This window comes from Pengzhenrongella phosphoraccumulans, from assembly GCF_045689905.1.
GTDB lineage: Bacteria > Actinomycetota > Actinomycetes > Actinomycetales > Cellulomonadaceae > Pengzhenrongella > Pengzhenrongella phosphoraccumulans.
This window is the reverse complement of sequence record NZ_CP144210.1, coordinates 2,404,238-2,419,490: the sequence shown is the minus strand read 5'-3', so window position 1 is coordinate 2,419,490 and position 15,253 is coordinate 2,404,238. Positions and strand designations below refer to the sequence as shown.

Annotated in this window: 17 protein-coding genes; 9 read left to right on the top strand and 8 right to left on the bottom strand. The window is 69.7% G+C overall.

What is annotated here, in order from left to right; all coding sequences use genetic code 11:
- Positions 1–169 precede the first annotated feature (169 nt).
- The gene (locus VTA80_RS11130) at positions 170–748 is read left to right on the top strand and encodes a GNAT family N-acetyltransferase (protein WP_407345750.1); all 579 of its coding nucleotides are present in this window, start codon (positions 170–172) and stop codon (positions 746–748) included.
- A 600-nt stretch (positions 749–1,348) separates the two neighbouring features.
- Complete coding sequence (yidC, locus tag VTA80_RS11125) at positions 1,349–2,257, top strand: membrane protein insertase YidC (RefSeq protein ID WP_407345567.1); 909 nt, start codon at positions 1,349–1,351, stop codon at positions 2,255–2,257.
- A 30-nt stretch (positions 2,258–2,287) separates the two neighbouring features.
- On the opposite strand, the gene VTA80_RS11120 is transcribed toward yidC, so the two are convergent.
- Positions 2,288–3,535, bottom strand: a complete 1,248-nt coding sequence (locus VTA80_RS11120; RefSeq protein WP_407345566.1) for an LCP family protein — start codon at positions 3,533–3,535, stop codon at positions 2,288–2,290.
- A 101-nt stretch (positions 3,536–3,636) separates the two neighbouring features.
- On the opposite strand from VTA80_RS11120, the gene VTA80_RS11115 reads away from it, so the two are divergent.
- Positions 3,637–4,032 (top strand): DUF1801 domain-containing protein, encoded by a 396-nt coding sequence (locus VTA80_RS11115; protein ID WP_407345565.1) that lies wholly within the window; start codon positions 3,637–3,639, stop codon positions 4,030–4,032.
- Between the two features lie 18 nt (positions 4,033–4,050).
- Here VTA80_RS11115 and VTA80_RS11110 read toward each other — a convergent pair whose 3' ends face one another.
- Complete coding sequence (locus VTA80_RS11110; protein WP_407345564.1) at positions 4,051–5,502, bottom strand: FtsK/SpoIIIE domain-containing protein; 1,452 nt, start codon at positions 5,500–5,502, stop codon at positions 4,051–4,053.
- A 61-nt stretch (positions 5,503–5,563) separates the two neighbouring features.
- Complete coding sequence (locus tag VTA80_RS11105) at positions 5,564–5,761, bottom strand: hypothetical protein (protein ID WP_407345563.1); 198 nt, start codon at positions 5,759–5,761, stop codon at positions 5,564–5,566.
- 319 nt (positions 5,762–6,080) lie between these two features.
- Between VTA80_RS11105 and VTA80_RS11100 the strand changes: the two genes are divergently transcribed.
- Positions 6,081–6,782 (top strand): DUF4386 domain-containing protein, encoded by a 702-nt coding sequence (locus tag VTA80_RS11100; RefSeq protein ID WP_407345562.1) that lies wholly within the window; start codon positions 6,081–6,083, stop codon positions 6,780–6,782.
- A gap of 102 nt (positions 6,783–6,884) precedes the next feature.
- Here the strand turns inward: VTA80_RS11100 and VTA80_RS11095 are convergent, their stop codons facing one another.
- Positions 6,885–7,388, bottom strand: a complete 504-nt coding sequence (locus VTA80_RS11095) for a DUF4190 domain-containing protein (protein ID WP_407345561.1) — start codon at positions 7,386–7,388, stop codon at positions 6,885–6,887.
- 155 nt (positions 7,389–7,543) lie between these two features.
- Between VTA80_RS11095 and VTA80_RS11090 the strand changes: the two genes are divergently transcribed.
- Complete coding sequence (locus tag VTA80_RS11090; protein ID WP_407345560.1) at positions 7,544–8,209, top strand: histidine phosphatase family protein; 666 nt, start codon at positions 7,544–7,546, stop codon at positions 8,207–8,209.
- A gap of 23 nt (positions 8,210–8,232) precedes the next feature.
- Here VTA80_RS11090 and VTA80_RS11085 read toward each other — a convergent pair whose 3' ends face one another.
- Complete coding sequence (locus tag VTA80_RS11085) at positions 8,233–9,009, bottom strand: SDR family oxidoreductase (RefSeq protein ID WP_407345559.1); 777 nt, start codon at positions 9,007–9,009, stop codon at positions 8,233–8,235.
- 198 nt (positions 9,010–9,207) lie between these two features.
- Here VTA80_RS11085 and VTA80_RS11080 point away from each other — a divergent pair, with 198 nt between their 5' ends.
- The 3 genes from VTA80_RS11080 to VTA80_RS11070 all read left to right on the top strand — a co-directional run bounded on the left by VTA80_RS11080 (position 9,208) and on the right by VTA80_RS11070 (position 10,783).
- Positions 9,208–9,690, top strand: a complete 483-nt coding sequence (locus VTA80_RS11080) for an SRPBCC family protein (RefSeq protein WP_407345558.1) — start codon at positions 9,208–9,210, stop codon at positions 9,688–9,690.
- Positions 9,687–10,004 carry an ArsR/SmtB family transcription factor gene (locus VTA80_RS11075; RefSeq protein WP_407345557.1) on the top strand — a complete coding sequence of 106 codons (318 nt, stop codon included), beginning with the start codon at positions 9,687–9,689 and terminating at the stop codon, positions 10,002–10,004. Before VTA80_RS11080 ends, VTA80_RS11075 begins: the two co-directional genes overlap by 4 nt.
- 77 nt (positions 10,005–10,081) lie before the next feature.
- Positions 10,082–10,783: a maleylpyruvate isomerase family mycothiol-dependent enzyme gene (locus VTA80_RS11070; protein WP_407345556.1), complete on the top strand. Its 702-nt coding sequence runs from the start codon at positions 10,082–10,084 to the stop codon at positions 10,781–10,783.
- Positions 10,784–10,847: 64 nt separating this feature from the next.
- On the opposite strand, the gene VTA80_RS11065 is transcribed toward VTA80_RS11070, so the two are convergent.
- The 3 genes from VTA80_RS11065 to VTA80_RS11055 form a co-directional block, all read right to left on the bottom strand.
- Positions 10,848–11,411, bottom strand: coding sequence for a hypothetical protein (locus VTA80_RS11065; RefSeq protein WP_407345555.1), 564 nt, complete (start codon positions 11,409–11,411; stop codon positions 10,848–10,850).
- A gap of 174 nt (positions 11,412–11,585) precedes the next feature.
- On the bottom strand, positions 11,586–12,407 hold the full coding sequence (locus tag VTA80_RS11060; RefSeq protein ID WP_407345554.1) for a phosphoenolpyruvate hydrolase family protein: 822 nt from the start codon (positions 12,405–12,407) through the stop codon (positions 11,586–11,588).
- A gap of 2 nt (positions 12,408–12,409) precedes the next feature.
- On the bottom strand, positions 12,410–13,654 hold the full coding sequence (locus tag VTA80_RS11055) for a Tm-1-like ATP-binding domain-containing protein (RefSeq protein WP_407345553.1): 1,245 nt from the start codon (positions 13,652–13,654) through the stop codon (positions 12,410–12,412).
- Positions 13,655–13,830: 176 nt separating this feature from the next.
- On the opposite strand from VTA80_RS11055, the gene VTA80_RS11050 reads away from it, so the two are divergent.
- The gene (locus VTA80_RS11050) at positions 13,831–15,243 is read left to right on the top strand and encodes a PLP-dependent aminotransferase family protein (RefSeq protein ID WP_407345552.1); all 1,413 of its coding nucleotides are present in this window, start codon (positions 13,831–13,833) and stop codon (positions 15,241–15,243) included.
- Positions 15,244–15,253: the final 10 nt, after the last annotated feature.

The window sequence follows — 15,253 nt, the reverse complement described above, 5'->3', positions numbered from 1 at the left end:
TCCGTGTCGAGACGCCACAGATGCAACCAGATGCAACCAGCAACACGAAAACTCATTGCACGGCACCGCACTGTCCCCCGTCAACTTCATTGATTCCCACGCACGTCCCCCACGATCACAAATTGCCTCCGAAACCCCGCCGGAGCGGTGCCAGACTGGCCAGGTGTCGATGCCCGAGCACCTCCCGCGACTTGAGAGCGGACCTGTTGTGCTGCGTGACTTCACAGTCCGCGATCTGGCAATGATTCAGGAAGCGTCGACAGACGCACTGATTCCGCTGATCACGTCGGTGCCCACGACGCCGGACACCGAGGCGGCCCAGGCGTTCGTCGATCGCCAGCATGCCCGCGTGCCCGACGGCGACGGCTACTCCTTCGCGGTCGCGGACGCGACCACCGACGAGGCGCTGGGGCAGATCGGACTGTGGCTCTCCGCGATCGAGAGCGGACGGGTGAGCATCGGCTACTGGGTCGCCGCTCGCCACCGTGGCCGCGGAGTTGCACGGCACGCCTTGCAGGCGATCTCCCACTGGGGTTTCACCTTGCCGGGCGTGCACCGCCTCGAGCTGTACGTCGAGCCGTGGAACGAGGCGTCTTGGCGCACGGCCGAGAGCGTCGGGTACCAGCGCGAAGGACTGCTGCGCAGCTGGCAAACCGTGGGTGACCGGCGCCGCGACATGTACATGTACGCACTGGTCCCGAACGCCGGCCGACGGCCCGAACCACCGCCGCGCGAATCCGCCCCATGACGGCAGGAACGGTCGGGTCGGGCCGCGTACAGTGCATGGATGGGACGAAGCGCTGGCCTCCAGGGGTGGAGATCTACGCGCCTTCTTCTTGCCGCCGGGGCCGTCGCTACGGCAACGGGAGCCTTCGGGTTTGAACAAGGCCCGTCCACCAACTTCGCCTGGCTCCTGATCGCGGTAGGGATCGCCCTGGTCGTGGTAACGACCAGCAGGCTCGCGGGTGAAGCCGCCACCGCACAGAGTTGGTCAGCGTTAAGCGTCCGCGTGCGGCCGTCGGCCTCCCCGATTGCGTGCCTGCCGTTCACACCGCGCACGCCGCGTGGCGTCTCCCCTCCGCAGGCCTAGGTCCCTGCGGACGCGGGTGAAGTGAGCCCCGCTCCGTCGTGAATTCCGACGGGCGCGCCACCGACGCGGTGGCTGCCTTTGCAGAACGTGCCGCCGCCCCCCTGAACGACCACGCCGGCCCCACCGGCGGCGTCGAGCAGCGATGACCTGGTCCATGAGGTCACGGCGAACGTCCGGGCTGATGAACATCGCCCACCCCCACACACGCGAGCATTCGCGGGCGCCTGTGCCGCCTGCCTGACCAGAGGGACCGTCACGATGGACTTGTTCAAGATTCTTTACCCGATCGAATGGGTAGTCGCCTGGATCATGTATCTGGCCCACACGGGGCTGACCTGGGTCGGGCTCAACCCCGCCTCCGGCCTGGCCTGGGGCCTGTCGATCCTGGTGCTCGTGATCGTCATCCGCGTCCTGCTGATCCCGCTGTTCTTCAAGCAGATCCGGGCGTCGCGCGGCATGCAGATGCTGGCACCCGAGATGCAGGCGATCCAGAAGAAGTACAAGGGTAAGAGCGACCCGGCTTCTCGCGAGGCGATGAGCCGCGAAACGATGGACCTGTACAAGAAGCACGGGACCAACCCGTTCTCCTCCTGCCTGCCGTTGCTCGCGCAGTCGCCGATCTTCTTCGCGCTGTTCCGGGTGCTCAGCTCACTCGACAACATCGCCGCCGGCACCCAGGCGCCCATCGGCCCGCTCACCCCGCTCGTTGCGGCTCAGGCCGAGCAGTCGACGATCTTCGGGGCCCCGCTCTCCTCGACCTTCATGACCGCGGCGTCCTACGGCGACCCGACAGCCATCCGCATCGTGACGATCGCGCTCATCGTGGCGATGTCGGCGACCACGTTCTTGACCCAGCGTCAGCTCACCATGAAGAACATGCCGGCGTCCGCGCTCCAGGGCCCGGCAGCCCAGCAGCAGAAGGTGCTGCTGTACGTCCTGCCACTCGTGTTTGCCTTCTCTGGCATCCAGTTCCCGATCGGCGTCCTGCTGTACTGGACCACGACGAACGTCTGGGCGATGGGTCAACAGTTCTACGCCATCCGCCGGATGCCGACGCCCGGCTCGCAAGCCGAACGGCAGCTGCACGAGCGCCGGGCACGCAAGGGCCTCATGGACGACCCGGGTACGGGATCCAGCGACACGACCGTGATCGAGGACCCCGCGTAGCAACCGATCCGGCCGCTCCTCGCGGGACGGTCACTCGCACACGGCGGTCGTGTCGGCGCCCGTGAACGGCTCCCGGCCGGCGGTCTTGGTTGACGTCGGCGCCGGCGTGGAGGCGGGTCCGGCGGTGGTGGGTCCGGCGGTGGTGGGTCCGGTGGTGCTCGGGGTGGCCGGGACGGCGGGCACGTCCGGGGTGACGATCGGCAGGTCCTGCACCATGTTCGACCAGATCCCGTCGGACGAGGCTGCCCAAACGACTCGGTTCTTATCGGCGGGGTCGGGACCGTTCGGGATTGTCATGAAGGTGATGTCGCCGCTGCGGACGTTGCGGGTGTTGAAGGCGAGCGAGGCCATCGTCTGGAGCGTGAGACCGGCGTCGGTCGTCATCGAGCTCGTCGCCGCGGACAGGAACGAGATGAGTTCGGGGACGTTGCCCACGTCGTTCTTGGCGAGCGCAGCAGTCATCACTGCGGAGAGCAGGCGTTGCTGGTTGCCGATCCGGGTGAGGTCCGAACCATCGGTTCCCACGACGTGCCGAGCCCTGGCGAACTGCAGCGCCCGGACTCCGTCGAAGTGCTGATACCCCGCAGCGACATCCAGCCCGGTCATCGTGTCGACCATGGGGGTCGCGATACACAGGTCGACGCCACCGATCGCGTCGACCATGTGCTGGAACCCGACCATGTCGACGATCGCGACGTGGTCGAGCGTCAGGCCGGTGTTGGCTTGAACGGTGCTCATGGTGCAGGCGGCGGCGGAGGCCATGTCGCCGCCGAGATCCCACCCGACCGAGAAAGCCGAGTTGAACATGGCCTTCGACCGGGGCTTCGACGTCGACCCGTTCGTCGCGGTGCACGACGGGATGCGCACCATGGAATCGCGAGGAATCGAGACCAGCTCGACGCGACTGCGGTCCGCGGAGATGTGCGCCACGATCGCGGTGTCCGAAGCGAGGCTGGAGTTCGCACCGCCGATGGACGCATTGGCGCCATCTCGCTGGTCGGAGCCGAGCAGGAGAAGGTTCACCGGTGCGCCGAGGTTGGGGTCTGTCGGGTCCGGTTCGCGCGTCACACTCGGCGATGCTTGGGCCACAAGGTCGGTGATGTCGACCCGGTCGACGTTGCCGTCCAAGCGGAGCGCGAGGAACCCCGACGCGCTGAGCCCGAAGGCGAGCACAGCCGTCAGCCCGAGCGCCAGGCCTCGCCGGACCGTGTGCTCGCCGTGAGTGCGCGCGTGCCGCGCCACAGGCGCGCCGGGCGACCGGAACCGGCGAATGAGCACTGCCCCAACCTAGGTGATCGAAGTCAGCTGACGTGGCGAAATGCCGGCGTGAGCGGCCGGAGCGACCACCGGACTGCGGCGCCCGTCACTAGGCTCGCTCGATGGCGACCGCGTTCACCACCGTTGACGACTTTCTTGAGGCGCAGAGCGCCGAGTCGCGCGCGGCGGTCGATGCGCTGCGCGCGATCGTGCTCGCTTCGCATCCGAACGTGACCGAGCACCTCAAGTGGAACTCCCCGAGCTTCGTGGTCGACGGCGTCGATCGCGCCACCATCAACATCGGTCGCGCCGGCGCGATTCGGCTCGTGCTGCACCAGGACACGACGACGGCCGAGCACGCGGGCGCGGCGACCGCATTCACGGGTGACCCCCTGGGCATCCTGACCTGGCACTCGGACATCCGGGCGAGCCTCCTCGTCGGGGGGACCACCGAGATCGCTGCGCGTCGAGAGGAGCTCTCCGCCGTCATCCGCGAGTGGCTGGCCTTCGCGCCGTAGGTCGCGGTGCAGTGGCGATCAGCCCGTCACGGTCCAGCTCGGCGGCGGGGGTCGCCCCGCGGAGAAGCGGTTGGCACGGTCCGCGAGGAGCACGAGATCGGTGTCCTGCACGTGGGTGAACCTGACGCGGACGGGTTCACGGACGCCCTCAAGCGCGACGTAGCCGACGCCGGGGAGGTTCTCGGGGATCTGCTCGCAGCGGACCCCACGATCGTGGGCGCCGGGCCCGAAGACCAGCGCGACCTGCGCTGCATCGGTCATCCGCAGGCCGACGCGGGTGGTGAACAGGTCCCGCAGGTCCGCGATCTCCCGAGGGTCTTGCACCGAACCGATCACCGAGACGCCGGCGGCGCGCCCCTGGGAGAGCAGCAGCGCCAGTGCGGCCGCGATCCGCCGCTTGGCGTCCTTGTCGACGAGGTACGAGGTCAGGCTCGCGAGCTCGTCGATCACCACGACGATCAGGGGCTCGGCGCTGGTGGGGGTGTGCAGGCGGGCGACCCCGCGAAGGACCCGCTGCCGGCGGCGCATGACCTCGACCTGCTCCTCCAGGACCTGGGCGAACTCGGCTTCGTACGCATACCCCGAGCCGGGGTCGCCGTAGACGAAACGCGAGAGCAGCTGCCGCCCGAGCGCGAGCTCCACCCCGCCCTTGGGGTCGAGCGCGACCACCCGCACGAGCCCGGAGCCGATGGCCGGAGCGAGCGCAGCCAGGATCGACCAGATCACCGAGCCCTTGCCAGAGCCGGTCGCACCGACGATGAGCACATGGCCACCCAGCAGCCGGAGCCGGGAGATCGAGCCGTCCTCACCAAGGGCGACCGGGAGCGCGCTCAGGTCGCCGTCGTCGGACAGGTCGAACGGGACCACCTCCTCGACCAAGGGGTCGCGGACCAGCATCCACAGGATCAGGTCGTGCGGGCGCCCCGGCACGGTGCGCACCCGGCAGCCGACGACGCCGAACGTCTGGGCCAAGCCGTCAGACGCCGCGGTCCAGAGCTCGGCTGTCTGCCCGGGCAGCATGCGCACGTTCACCAGGTCGACGTCACCGGCGACGCGGACCCGATCCAGCCGGGGCAGGTAGTGCGCCCCGTCGTGCTGGACCGAGAGCCGACCGGCGAGCATCGCGTCCGACCAGCGGCTGCGATAGATCCGGGCAGCCCGCCAGGCCCCGTGAGCCCGCTGGGGCACTCCTCGAGCGAAGGCCTCCGGCCACCGGACGCGCCAGACCACCAACGCTGCGGCGCCCACGAGCGCGAGAACCCCGACCACGACCCGGACCGACGGGATCCGCCACATCACGACGACGAGAAGCACGAGCCCAGTCAGGGCCCGGTGCCGAATCACGTAGCCCACCCCGGCGGCGACCCGCCCCATCAGCCACACCCCGATGAAGGTCGACATCGACACCTTCGGAGCATTCAGTCGGAGCGGGGAGCCCTTGCCGAGCCGGACCCCGGCCCGGCGGCTCACGCCACCACAGCGCTCGGCGACGGCCGATCGCCGGTCGACCACCGCGCCTGGTGGTGGGTGGTCACAGCGACGTGACCTGCGTCCACACCCAATCCCCGACGTTCGTGAGGGTCGTGTTGAGCAGGGGGCCCGCAGGCGTCGCGCCCAGCACGAGCCCGAAGACCACGCACACCAACGCCACACCGAGCTGCACCTTGTTCGAGTTGATCAACAGCAGCACCGCCACGCCGAGGAAGACTGCCACCACGGCGACGCTCATCGCTCGACCCCCGATCGGGACGGCGGCGCGACGCAGGCCGCGGACCCGCTCGTCAGCCGAACTCGCGTGCCACGGTCAGGCAGAACCTTGATCGCCATGCCAGCCACCTCTTGGTGTCGAAAGACCACGTCCACAGACCCGCCGCGATGCCATGTGGCACGTGCGGGATGGGGCAGAGACTACCGATCCAAGACAGGTGCGTCGGACCTGTCCGCTGGGACGGAGGTCCAAGGGCCCTACCCGGTTGCCTCCGCCCTCGGCGAGGGTCAGAGAGGGGACGGCTTGGGCGGATCGGCGATCTGTTGAGGAGATGAGGGCCATGTCGGCGGAATCGAACGCTCTTTACCCCCGATACCTCGGGGCCGCATTCATCTTTCAGTTCGTCACCAGCCTCACTGCCGGGCTGCTCTCCCGGCCGATCCTGAGCGGGAGCATCTTCGAGGTGATGGACAACATCTCGAACAATCTCACCCAGACGCGGGCCAGCATTCTGCTGTTCCTGCTCACGAGCATCGGCATCATCGCGATGACGTCGCTCCTCTACGTCGTCCTGCGAGATCAGAACCGGGCCGTCGCGCTCGTCGCGTTCGGGATGTGGATGGCCGAGGCTGTGATGCTCTCGGTCAAGACCCTCGGCCTGTACGCCTTGCTCACGCTCAGCGGGGACGTGCAGGCGGGTGACCCCGCCTCGACCTTCGGACCGGTGGGCGCGCTTTCCCTGGGATTCAGCCAGCACGCCGGCGACATCGACATGTTGTTCTTCTGCGTCGGCGCCGTCTTGTGGTACTCGATGCTGTTCCGATCGCAGCTCGTCCCGCGGCCGCTCTCCCTATGGGGCCTGGTGGCGGTCGTCCCGGTCCTGCTCGCCACCGTGCTGCTCGTCTGGAACCGCGACCTCGAGCCCAGCTTGGCGCTGTACGCGCTCTACGTACCCTTCGAGCTCGCCATCGGCCTGTGGCTCCTGCTCAAGGGGGCGAACGTCCCGGCGCCCCACGTCACCTACTCCTCCTCAACGCGCTGACCAGCGCACTCAGCCAGCCGAGGTCGGCGACGCGAGGTTCGACCGAGTCGATCCACGGGTGCACCTGGCAGACGAGCGCCTTGTACGGAGGGCACCGACACGTCACATGGACGTCGCCTGCACCAGGAGCATCACGGGCAGGAACGCGAGCTCGACGTAGCCCAGGACCAGACCCACCGCCGCCATGCCAGAGCCGTCCGCACCCGAGGTCTTGATCTGCGAGTTGGCCATGTGGCCGAAGATCACAGCAAGGGGGGCTGCTCCGATCAGCGCCGTGATCAACGAGGCGATCGCGAGACCGTTCGTCGTGCGGGCAGCCTGACCCACGGAGGCCGCCCACCGGTTCACCGGGGCCGGAGCGCTCTGCAGGCCCGGTTCCACGCCGGAGTTCCCGATCTCTCGCACGCGCTCCTCGAGCGCCTCGACCCGTCTGAGGTCTGCGAGCTCCGGGTACCGCTGCCCCGCGATCGACAGCTTGGCGGCGGCGAGCGCGGTGGCTGCCGCACCCCCGGTGATGCGCGCGGTCCACCGGTGCCCGTCCGACCACCTCGTGACACCCTCGGGGTCGTCGTCACGGCGTTGCCACCCTGCCTCCACAAAAGCCATGTCGCACTACCTCTCGTCACGAACCGGTCACCATGCGCGCCGACGGGAAGCCGCCGTCAGGAGAATGCAATTATCGGCCCGCGCGGACGGTTTTACGGCGAGAATTTGGCGGGCTCACAATCTCCCACTACCCGGAATGTGTGAGAATAGGACGCATGCGCCTTATTCTCGTCCGCCACGGCCAGACCGCCCCCAACATTGACGGGCGGCTCGATACCGATGAGCCCGGGGCCGGGCTGACCGACCTGGGCCGCGTGCAGGCCGCCGCATTGCCCGCCACGCTCGAGGCCGAGCTCATCGACGTGCTCTACGCCTCGACGCTGGTGCGCACGCAGCAGACCGCCGCACCGCTCGCGGCGTCCCGTGGGCTGGAGGTCCGTGTCCGCGGCGCGCTGCGCGAGGTGCGGGCCGGCACGATCGAGATGCGCGGGGACGCGGCCTCCGTCCGGCAGTTCCGTGACGCGGCGTACGCCTGGAGCGCGGGCGACGTCGAGGTCCGCCTCCCCGGTGCCGAGTCGGGCGCCGAGGTCTTCGCCCGGTACGACGGCGTGATCGGGGAGATCGCCGGCTCGGGCGCGGGGACCGCCGTCGTCGTCAGCCATGGCACGGTCATCCGGACCTGGGTGGCGGCGCGGGCGCGCAACGTCACGCCGGACTTCGCGGCCACCAACTCCCTGGCCAACACGGGCGTCGTCGTCCTCGAAGGGAGCCCGCAAGACGGCTGGTCCGCCCTGGCGTGGAACGGACGCGCGCTCGCGGGATCTGCCCGCGACGCGACCGAGACCCGGGACCTCGCACGCTCAGGGCACGTCGCCCCGTAGCAGCGCCCCGCCGCGGGACACCGTCACCAGGTCGAGTCGCCCCGGATCACCACGTCGCTCCCGCCGTCGATGAAGATCACCTGACCGCACAGGTGCGTGTTCTCCTCGCTGACCAACCAGGCCAGGAGGTAGGCGATCACGATGGGATCCTCGAAGCCGTTGAGCGGCATCGGGACGACCCCGCGCATCTGCTCGCGAGCCTCCTCGGTCTCGAGCATCGGCGCGGTCATCGGGGTGAGGACGATTCCCGGCGCGACAGCGTTCAGCGGGATCCCCGCGCCGGCCCACGCGGGCGAGGGTGCGGTGCGACGAATCCACTGCGAGAACGCCTTCTTCGTCGAGCCGTAGATGAGCCCCCCGGTCTCCGGGGACTCGGCCAGGATCGCGGCGCGCGCCAGGGCGCCGGGCTCGTCGTTGCCCGCCATTGCCGCCACCAGTGCGTCGTCGGACGGCATCAGGCTCGCCATCGAGGAGATCCCGACGGCCCGCGGGGCGGGCGCCTTCGCGAGCAGGGGTCGCAGCCCCTCGAGGGTGGAGACCATGCCGAAGAAGTTGACGCCGACCGTGGCTGGGATCGGGGCCGCCAGACCGGCGCACGCGACGACGCCGTCAATTCGCCCATCGCCGCGATCCGCTACGTCGTCGACCAATGCCGCGCGCCCGACGGCGGTCGTGAGGTCGGCTGTGATGTCCGCCTCCCTGAGATCGACGCCGATGACCCGATGACCACGACTGGTCAACAATTCGACAGTTGTTTTTCCAATACCTGAGGCGGATCCGGTCACGACATAGGTGCGCATTGCCGATACCCCCTTGTATTTGACCTGGCAGATCGAGCGTAGGTCGACCCCTCACCGGCAGCAACCGGCGACCTGCGACATTCTGGGCGGCGCCGGATTCAGGATGTGCAACTCGGGGGTTGCGGTCGTCGACCGGTTGTGCGACTCTGTCGTTGTGCAACTCTGTGGTTGCACTAACCGACCGAGAGGAAGAGACCCATGACCATGACTGGACCCCGACCCGCCGTCGTCGACAGCCGCGAGCTCACCGTCACCCGCACGATCACCATCGCGGCACCCCTCGAGAAGGTCTGGTCCGCGATCACCGAGGCCGAACACATCGCCGCGTGGTTCGGCCAGACGGCGGTGCTCGACGAGGTGGCCGTCGGCGCTCGCGGCGTCTTCTCCTTCGAGGGCTACGGCGACTTCCCGGTGCTGATCGAGGAGCTCGACACGCTCCGGACGATCGCCTACCGGTGGAGCAACGACAACGCCCGCGCGGTCGACTCGGAGCAGGTCGACCCGGATCACTCCACCGTATTCCGCTTCACCCTCGAACCGATCGACGGCGGCACCCAGCTCACCGTGGTCGAGTCGGGCTTCGGCACCCTGGCCGACCCGGCCGCCAGCATGGAGAGCAACCGCACCGGCTGGGATGCGGAGCTCGACGAGCTGGTCGCCTACCTCGAGGGTGGCTCGTGACCGCGAGCACTCTCGTTCCGGTGTTCGCCGCACTCGGCGACGAGACCCGGTGGGGCATCCTGGCGGCCCTCGGCGAGGGCGACGCGTCGGCGTCGGCCCTCGCCGGGCGGCTGCCGGTCACCCGCCAGGCCATCGCCAAGCACCTCGCGGTGCTGCAGGAGGTCGGGCTCGTCGAGTCCGTGCGGGTCGGCCGCGAGCTGCGCTTCCGGGTGCTCGGCTCTCAGCTCAGTGCCACGGCACGCAGCCTTGAGCGCATCGGCGCCCAGTGGGAGCAACGCCTGGAGACGATCAAGCGGATCGCGGAGAACCTGTAGGCGCGGCACGCGGTCGACATCGACAACCGACCAGCCAAGCACTGCCGGAACTCCCCTGGCTGAGCAATGATCGGCGCATGCCGACGAGCCCGCTCGACCATCTCGCCCTGCTCATCGACGCCCAGGACGAGTTCCTGGCGACGATCAACGAGGTCGACCCCGCTACGCCCGTGCCGTGGTGCGGGACCTGGCAGGTGGACGACCTCGTCGTGCACCTCGCGAAGATCCACCACTGGGCCGCGGCGCAGGCTCGGAGCACCGACGCGACGCGTCTCGGACGGGGCCCCTTCGTGCAGACGGACCTCTACCGCGAGTGCGCCCGCGAGCTCCGGGACACGCTGACCGAGCTGGGCCCGGACACGGTCGGGTCGACGCTGGTCGGCCAGGGTCCGGCATCGTTCTGGCGGCGCCGGCAGCTGCACGAGACGCTCGTGCACCTCTGGGATCTGCGCACCGCCGGGGGCCGCGGGCTCGAGGTGCCTGCCGCGGTGTGGGCGGACGTCGTCGACGAGGTCGTGACCGTGATGCAGCCGCGTCAGGTGCGGCTGGGCCGGATGCTGCCGCTGCCATCGACCATCGAGCTCACCGCGTCCGACGTCGGGCGCACCTGGCTGCTCGATGCCGCCGTCGCCGGTCCGGCCGTCGCGCAGCTGCGGGCTCCGGCGGAGGTCCTCGCCCTCATCCTGTGGGGCCGCGCGTCGCTGGACCGGTCGGACGTCGAGGTCTCCGGAGACGTGGACCTGCTGCGCACGGCGCTGTCGGAGCCGCTCACTCCCTGACGAAGAACCCGGGGAAGACGCCCGCTCCGACCGTGCCGGTGCGGGCGTCCTCGGCTCGGCTAGCTCACTTCACCTCGCGCGGGAAGGTGAACCAGATGTTGAAGAGCGCCAGGAGCACGCCGAACGCGCCCATCGCGACGGCCCAGACGGCCGCCCAGAGCGGCGCAGCCCCGCCCGTGACGACCTGCGGGAAGCTGCCGGAGAAGTAGACCGCCAGGACCATCGAGATCCCGTTGAAGAACGGCAGGGATCCCTCCTGCAGCACCGGGAACCACTTCATCGAGTAGACGACGGCGGACATCCCGACGAAGAGCGCGAGCATGACGGCGAGGTCGCCGTCGGTCACGAGGCTCGGCAGGAAGTCGAGGTACGGGATCGCGGCCAGGATCAACCCGGTGACGAGGGCGGAGTAGGTGAAGCTCGGCATGATGATCTTGATCGCCGACGGCTTCGCGCCGAGCGTGAAGTACTCCGCCCAGACGATGAACGAGACCCAGACCGCGAAGTTCCACGTGCCGAACCAGAGGGAGAACGGCACGGAGACCAGGACGGTGGTGCCGATCGCCAGCCAGAGCGGGATCGTCTCCTTGAACTGCTTTGTCGCGGGTTCGACGGTGGTAGCGGACATGACTGAGGCCTCTCTGAAGGATCACGGGGTCTTTCGTCCAGCGCGCGGACGCGCGCGGGTATTGCGCCGTCGCGACGTTGCGGCGGACGGGCCAGGACGCGCGGGGCTAGGCCGTGGGGCCAGGCATCGCCCGCCCCGCGCGTCGGGAGGTTCTCTGACCGCGGTGAGGGGTGGTCAGAGGGTGAGCGCCTTGAAGCGGGCGGCCTGGGCCTTGATCGCCAGCTCGGTGGGCAGCCGCTCCATCGACGAGGCGCCGTAGAAGCCGACGATCCCCTCGGTGTGGTCGAGGATGTACTGCGCGTCTTCGGGCTGCGCGATGGGTCCGCCGTGGCAGAGCACGAGGATGTCCGGGTTCACGCGCTTGGCCGCGTCGTGCAGCTCCTGCACCTTGATGGCCGCCTCTTCCAGCGTGATCGCCGTCTGCGCGCCGATGGTGCCGCTCGTCGTCAGGCCCATGTGCGGGACCAGCACGTCGGCGCCGGCCTTGGCCATGGCCGTGGCCTGGTCCGTGTCGAAGGCGTACGGCGTCGTGAGCAGGTCACGCTCGTGGGCGGCGGCGATCATGTCGATCTCAAGGCCGAAGCTCATGCCGGTCTCCTCGAGGTTGGCCCGGAACACCCCGTCGATGAGGCCGACGGTCGGGAAGTTCTGCACCCCGGCGAAGCCCGCACGCTTGAGGTCGTCGAGGAACGGCCCCATGAGGCGGAACGGGTCCGTGCCGTTGACGCCCGCGATGACCGGCGTGTCCTTGACGACGGGGAGAACCTCGTTGCCCATCTCCATCACGATCGCGTTCGCGTCGCCGTAGGCCAGGAGCCCGGCGAGCGAGCCGCGGCCCGCCATCCGGTATCGGCCGGAGTTGTAGATGATGAGCAGGTCGATCCCGCCCGCCTCGGCCGACTTTGCGGAGAGCCCGGTTCCCGCGCCTCCGCCAACGATCGGCCGTCCTGCTGCAACGGTCGCGCGCAGTCGGGCGAGTGCTGTGGTCCTGTCCATGGTCATTCCTTCTCTGTCGTGGTCGTGCCGGTGATGAGTGCGTGCAGGGCGTCCGCCGCGGCGAGGCCGAAGCCGGGGTCGTTGATCCGGCAGTCGAGGTCGATGACCGGGATGCCGGTGCCGTCGAGGCCCTCATGGATCGTCGTGAACAGGGTCGCGTCGGCCACCGCGTCCTCGAAAGGCCCGCCGGCGACGTCGATGCCCGAGACACCCTGGAGCGGGAGGAACACGGCGACCGGTCCGGTCGCGGCGGCGAGCTTGGTAGCGATGGACTTCCCGAGCGTGGCCATCTCCGCTTCGGTCGTCCGCATGAGGGTGACGGTGGGGTTGTGCACCAGGAAGCGTCGCCCGTCGAAGCTCGCGGGGATCGACTCCTTCGGCCCGAAGTTCACCATGTCGAGCGCGCCGACGCTGACGACCTGCGGAAGGCCCATCCGGCCCGCGGCCTCGAGCCGGTGCGGTCCGGCGGTGAGGACGCCGCCGACGAGGTCGTCCGCCAGCTCGGTGGTGGTCAGGTCGAGGATCCCCTTGAGGAAGCCCGCCTCGGCGAGGGCCTCCATCGCCTTGCCGCCCGCGCCCGTGGCGTGGAAGACGAGGACCTCGTAGCCGAGCTCGGTCAGGCGCGCCCGCGCCTCATCCACCGCGGGGGTGGTCAGGCCGAACATCGACGCTCCGATGAGGGGCTTCTCCTCGGCGGCCGGTTCCGCCGCCGCTGCCTCGTACGCCTTGGCCATCGCGGCGATCGCGGCGACGGCGTTGCCGAACACGCGGCGGGAGATCGAGTTGATGCCGGCGACGTCGACGACGGAGTACATGAGGGTCACGTCCGTGACCCCGACGTAGGGCCGCACGTCGCCGGAGGCCATCGTCGAGACGAGAACCTTCGGGGCGCCGACCGGCATGGCCTGCATCGCCTGCGCCGCGACCGAGGACCCTCCCGAGCCGCCGATGGCGAGAAACCCGTGGACACGGCCCTCGTCGATCAGCCGCTTCACCAGGACCGCGCTGCCGCGGGCCATCACGCCCATGCTCGCGCCACGGTCCTTCGCGGCACGCAGCTCCTCGAGATCCTCGCCCGCGGCGGCGGCGACCGCTTCGGGGAGCACATCGGCGATGCCGTGACCGTCAGAGAACACGCCGGCGTCGATCAGGAGCGTCTCGCAGCCCTGCTCGCGGAGCCGGTCCCGCAGCCAGGTGTACTCCTCGCCCTTGGTGTCGAAGGTTCCCAACAGCACCACTGTCGCCATCGAAATCAGCCTCTCTTCTCGGAGCGCGGTCCCCAATGACCGCTGCGTCCTGGCACCAGGATGGGCGTGGCTGCGAACCGCTGCCTATGCCAGTTCGGCGAAAGTGGATCGCGCTCCTGCCGAGGGGCGCCACCTAGCATTGAGGCAGCCCCACCGCCCACGCACTGGAGTAGACCGTGTCCACCCGAGCTGTCGATACAAGCGTCGAGGTCGCGATGCTGTGCCGACTGCTCGGCGACTGGTCGGACACCGCCCGCACGCTCCCCGACGCCCTGGCGATGGCGATCGGCGAGCTCATCAACGCGAGCGCGCTGCGCGACGGGGCGATCCTGCCCTCGCAGCGGGCGCTGGCCGAAGCCCTCGGGGTGTCCCGGGTCACCGTCGCGGAGGCCTACGACCTGCTCGGCGCCGAGGACCTCGTGGCGACCCGGCACGGATCGGGCTCCCGCGTGCGCAGCCGACCCGGAACGGGACTGCTGGGATCGAGCAACACGACCGAGGGGCGCCTGGCCTCGCACGCCGGTCACCAGAACCTCTCCATCGACCTCACCAGCGGCGCGCTCCCCGGGCTCGCCATGGTCGCCGAGACGCTCGCCTCCCTGCGGGCGGAGGACCTCGGCGAGCTCGTCGCCGGGGACGGCTACTACCCGGCGGGGCTCCCCGTGCTGCGCGAGGCGATCGCCGCTCGGTACACCCGGGATGGCTGGCCGACCGATCCCGGCGAGGTCCTCGTGACCGGCGGTGCGCAGCAGGCCGTCTGGCTCATCGCCCACACCTTCGTCTCCTCGGGTGACGAGGTCGTGGTCGAGGATCCGACGTATCGCGGGGCGCTCGAGGCCTTCCGGGCCTGCGGTGCCCAGCTCCTGCCCGTTCCGATGGCGCCGACGGGGCTCGACGTCGCGCACCTTGCCCGGTTGCTGGAGAGCAGGCGCCCGCGACTGCTGTACGTACAGCCCTCTGCGCACAACCCGACCGGGGTCAGCATGCCGCGCGCCGACCGGCTCCGGCTGGCTGAGCTGGTACGGCACCACAACCTGCTGACCGTCGAGGACTCGTGCACGGCGGACGTGCTGCTCGATCGGAGCACCTCGAGGCCGCTCTGGGGCTCCCTGCTTCCCGGCGGCCCCGTGCTCACCGTCGGGACGGCCTCGAAGCTGCTCTGGGGCGGGCTGCGGGTCGGCTGGATCCGCGGGTCGCGCAGCGCCATCGCCCGGCTCACCGAGGCCCGCAAGGCTGTCGACATCGCCGGCCCGGTGCTGGACCAGCTCGTCACGGCCCGGCTGCTGGCCCGCGACGACGAGGCGCTCGACCTGCGTCACGCCCAGCTCACCGCTGCCCTCGACCGGGCCAGCGGCGTCCTTGCGGAAGTGAAGCCACACTGGACCTGGACCCCGCCGAGCGGCGGGACGGGCCTGTGGGTCGACACCGGGACCGACGCCGTCGCCCTCGCCGAGCGCGGACGCCGACAGGGCGTGCGGGTCGTGCCCGGTCCGACGTCGTCCGTGTTCGGCGGCTTCGGCACGCACTTGCGGCTTCCGTACTGGCATCCCGCCGACCAGTTCCGCGAGGGGCTCCTCCGCCTGAAGTGAGTCCCACGGA

Coding starts and splice junctions, on each gene's coding strand:
- VTA80_RS11130 (WP_407345750.1), top strand. CDS start 170: ATGCCCGAGCACCTCCCGCGACTTGAGAGCGGACCTGTTGTGCTGCGT.
- yidC (WP_407345567.1), top strand. CDS start 1,349: ATGGACTTGTTCAAGATTCTTTACCCGATCGAATGGGTAGTCGCCTGG.
- VTA80_RS11115 (WP_407345565.1), top strand. CDS start 3,637: ATGGCGACCGCGTTCACCACCGTTGACGACTTTCTTGAGGCGCAGAGC.
- VTA80_RS11105 (WP_407345563.1), bottom strand. CDS start 5,761: ATGAGCGTCGCCGTGGTGGCAGTCTTCCTCGGCGTGGCGGTGCTGCTG.
- VTA80_RS11100 (WP_407345562.1), top strand. CDS start 6,081: ATGTCGGCGGAATCGAACGCTCTTTACCCCCGATACCTCGGGGCCGCA.
- VTA80_RS11095 (WP_407345561.1), bottom strand. CDS start 7,388: ATGGCTTTTGTGGAGGCAGGGTGGCAACGCCGTGACGACGACCCCGAG.
- VTA80_RS11090 (WP_407345560.1), top strand. CDS start 7,544: ATGCGCCTTATTCTCGTCCGCCACGGCCAGACCGCCCCCAACATTGAC.
- VTA80_RS11085 (WP_407345559.1), bottom strand. CDS start 9,009: ATGCGCACCTATGTCGTGACCGGATCCGCCTCAGGTATTGGAAAAACA.
- VTA80_RS11080 (WP_407345558.1), top strand. CDS start 9,208: ATGACCATGACTGGACCCCGACCCGCCGTCGTCGACAGCCGCGAGCTC.
- VTA80_RS11070 (WP_407345556.1), top strand. CDS start 10,082: ATGCCGACGAGCCCGCTCGACCATCTCGCCCTGCTCATCGACGCCCAG.
- VTA80_RS11065 (WP_407345555.1), bottom strand. CDS start 11,411: ATGTCCGCTACCACCGTCGAACCCGCGACAAAGCAGTTCAAGGAGACG.
- VTA80_RS11060 (WP_407345554.1), bottom strand. CDS start 12,407: ATGGACAGGACCACAGCACTCGCCCGACTGCGCGCGACCGTTGCAGCA.
- VTA80_RS11055 (WP_407345553.1), bottom strand. CDS start 13,654: ATGGCGACAGTGGTGCTGTTGGGAACCTTCGACACCAAGGGCGAGGAG.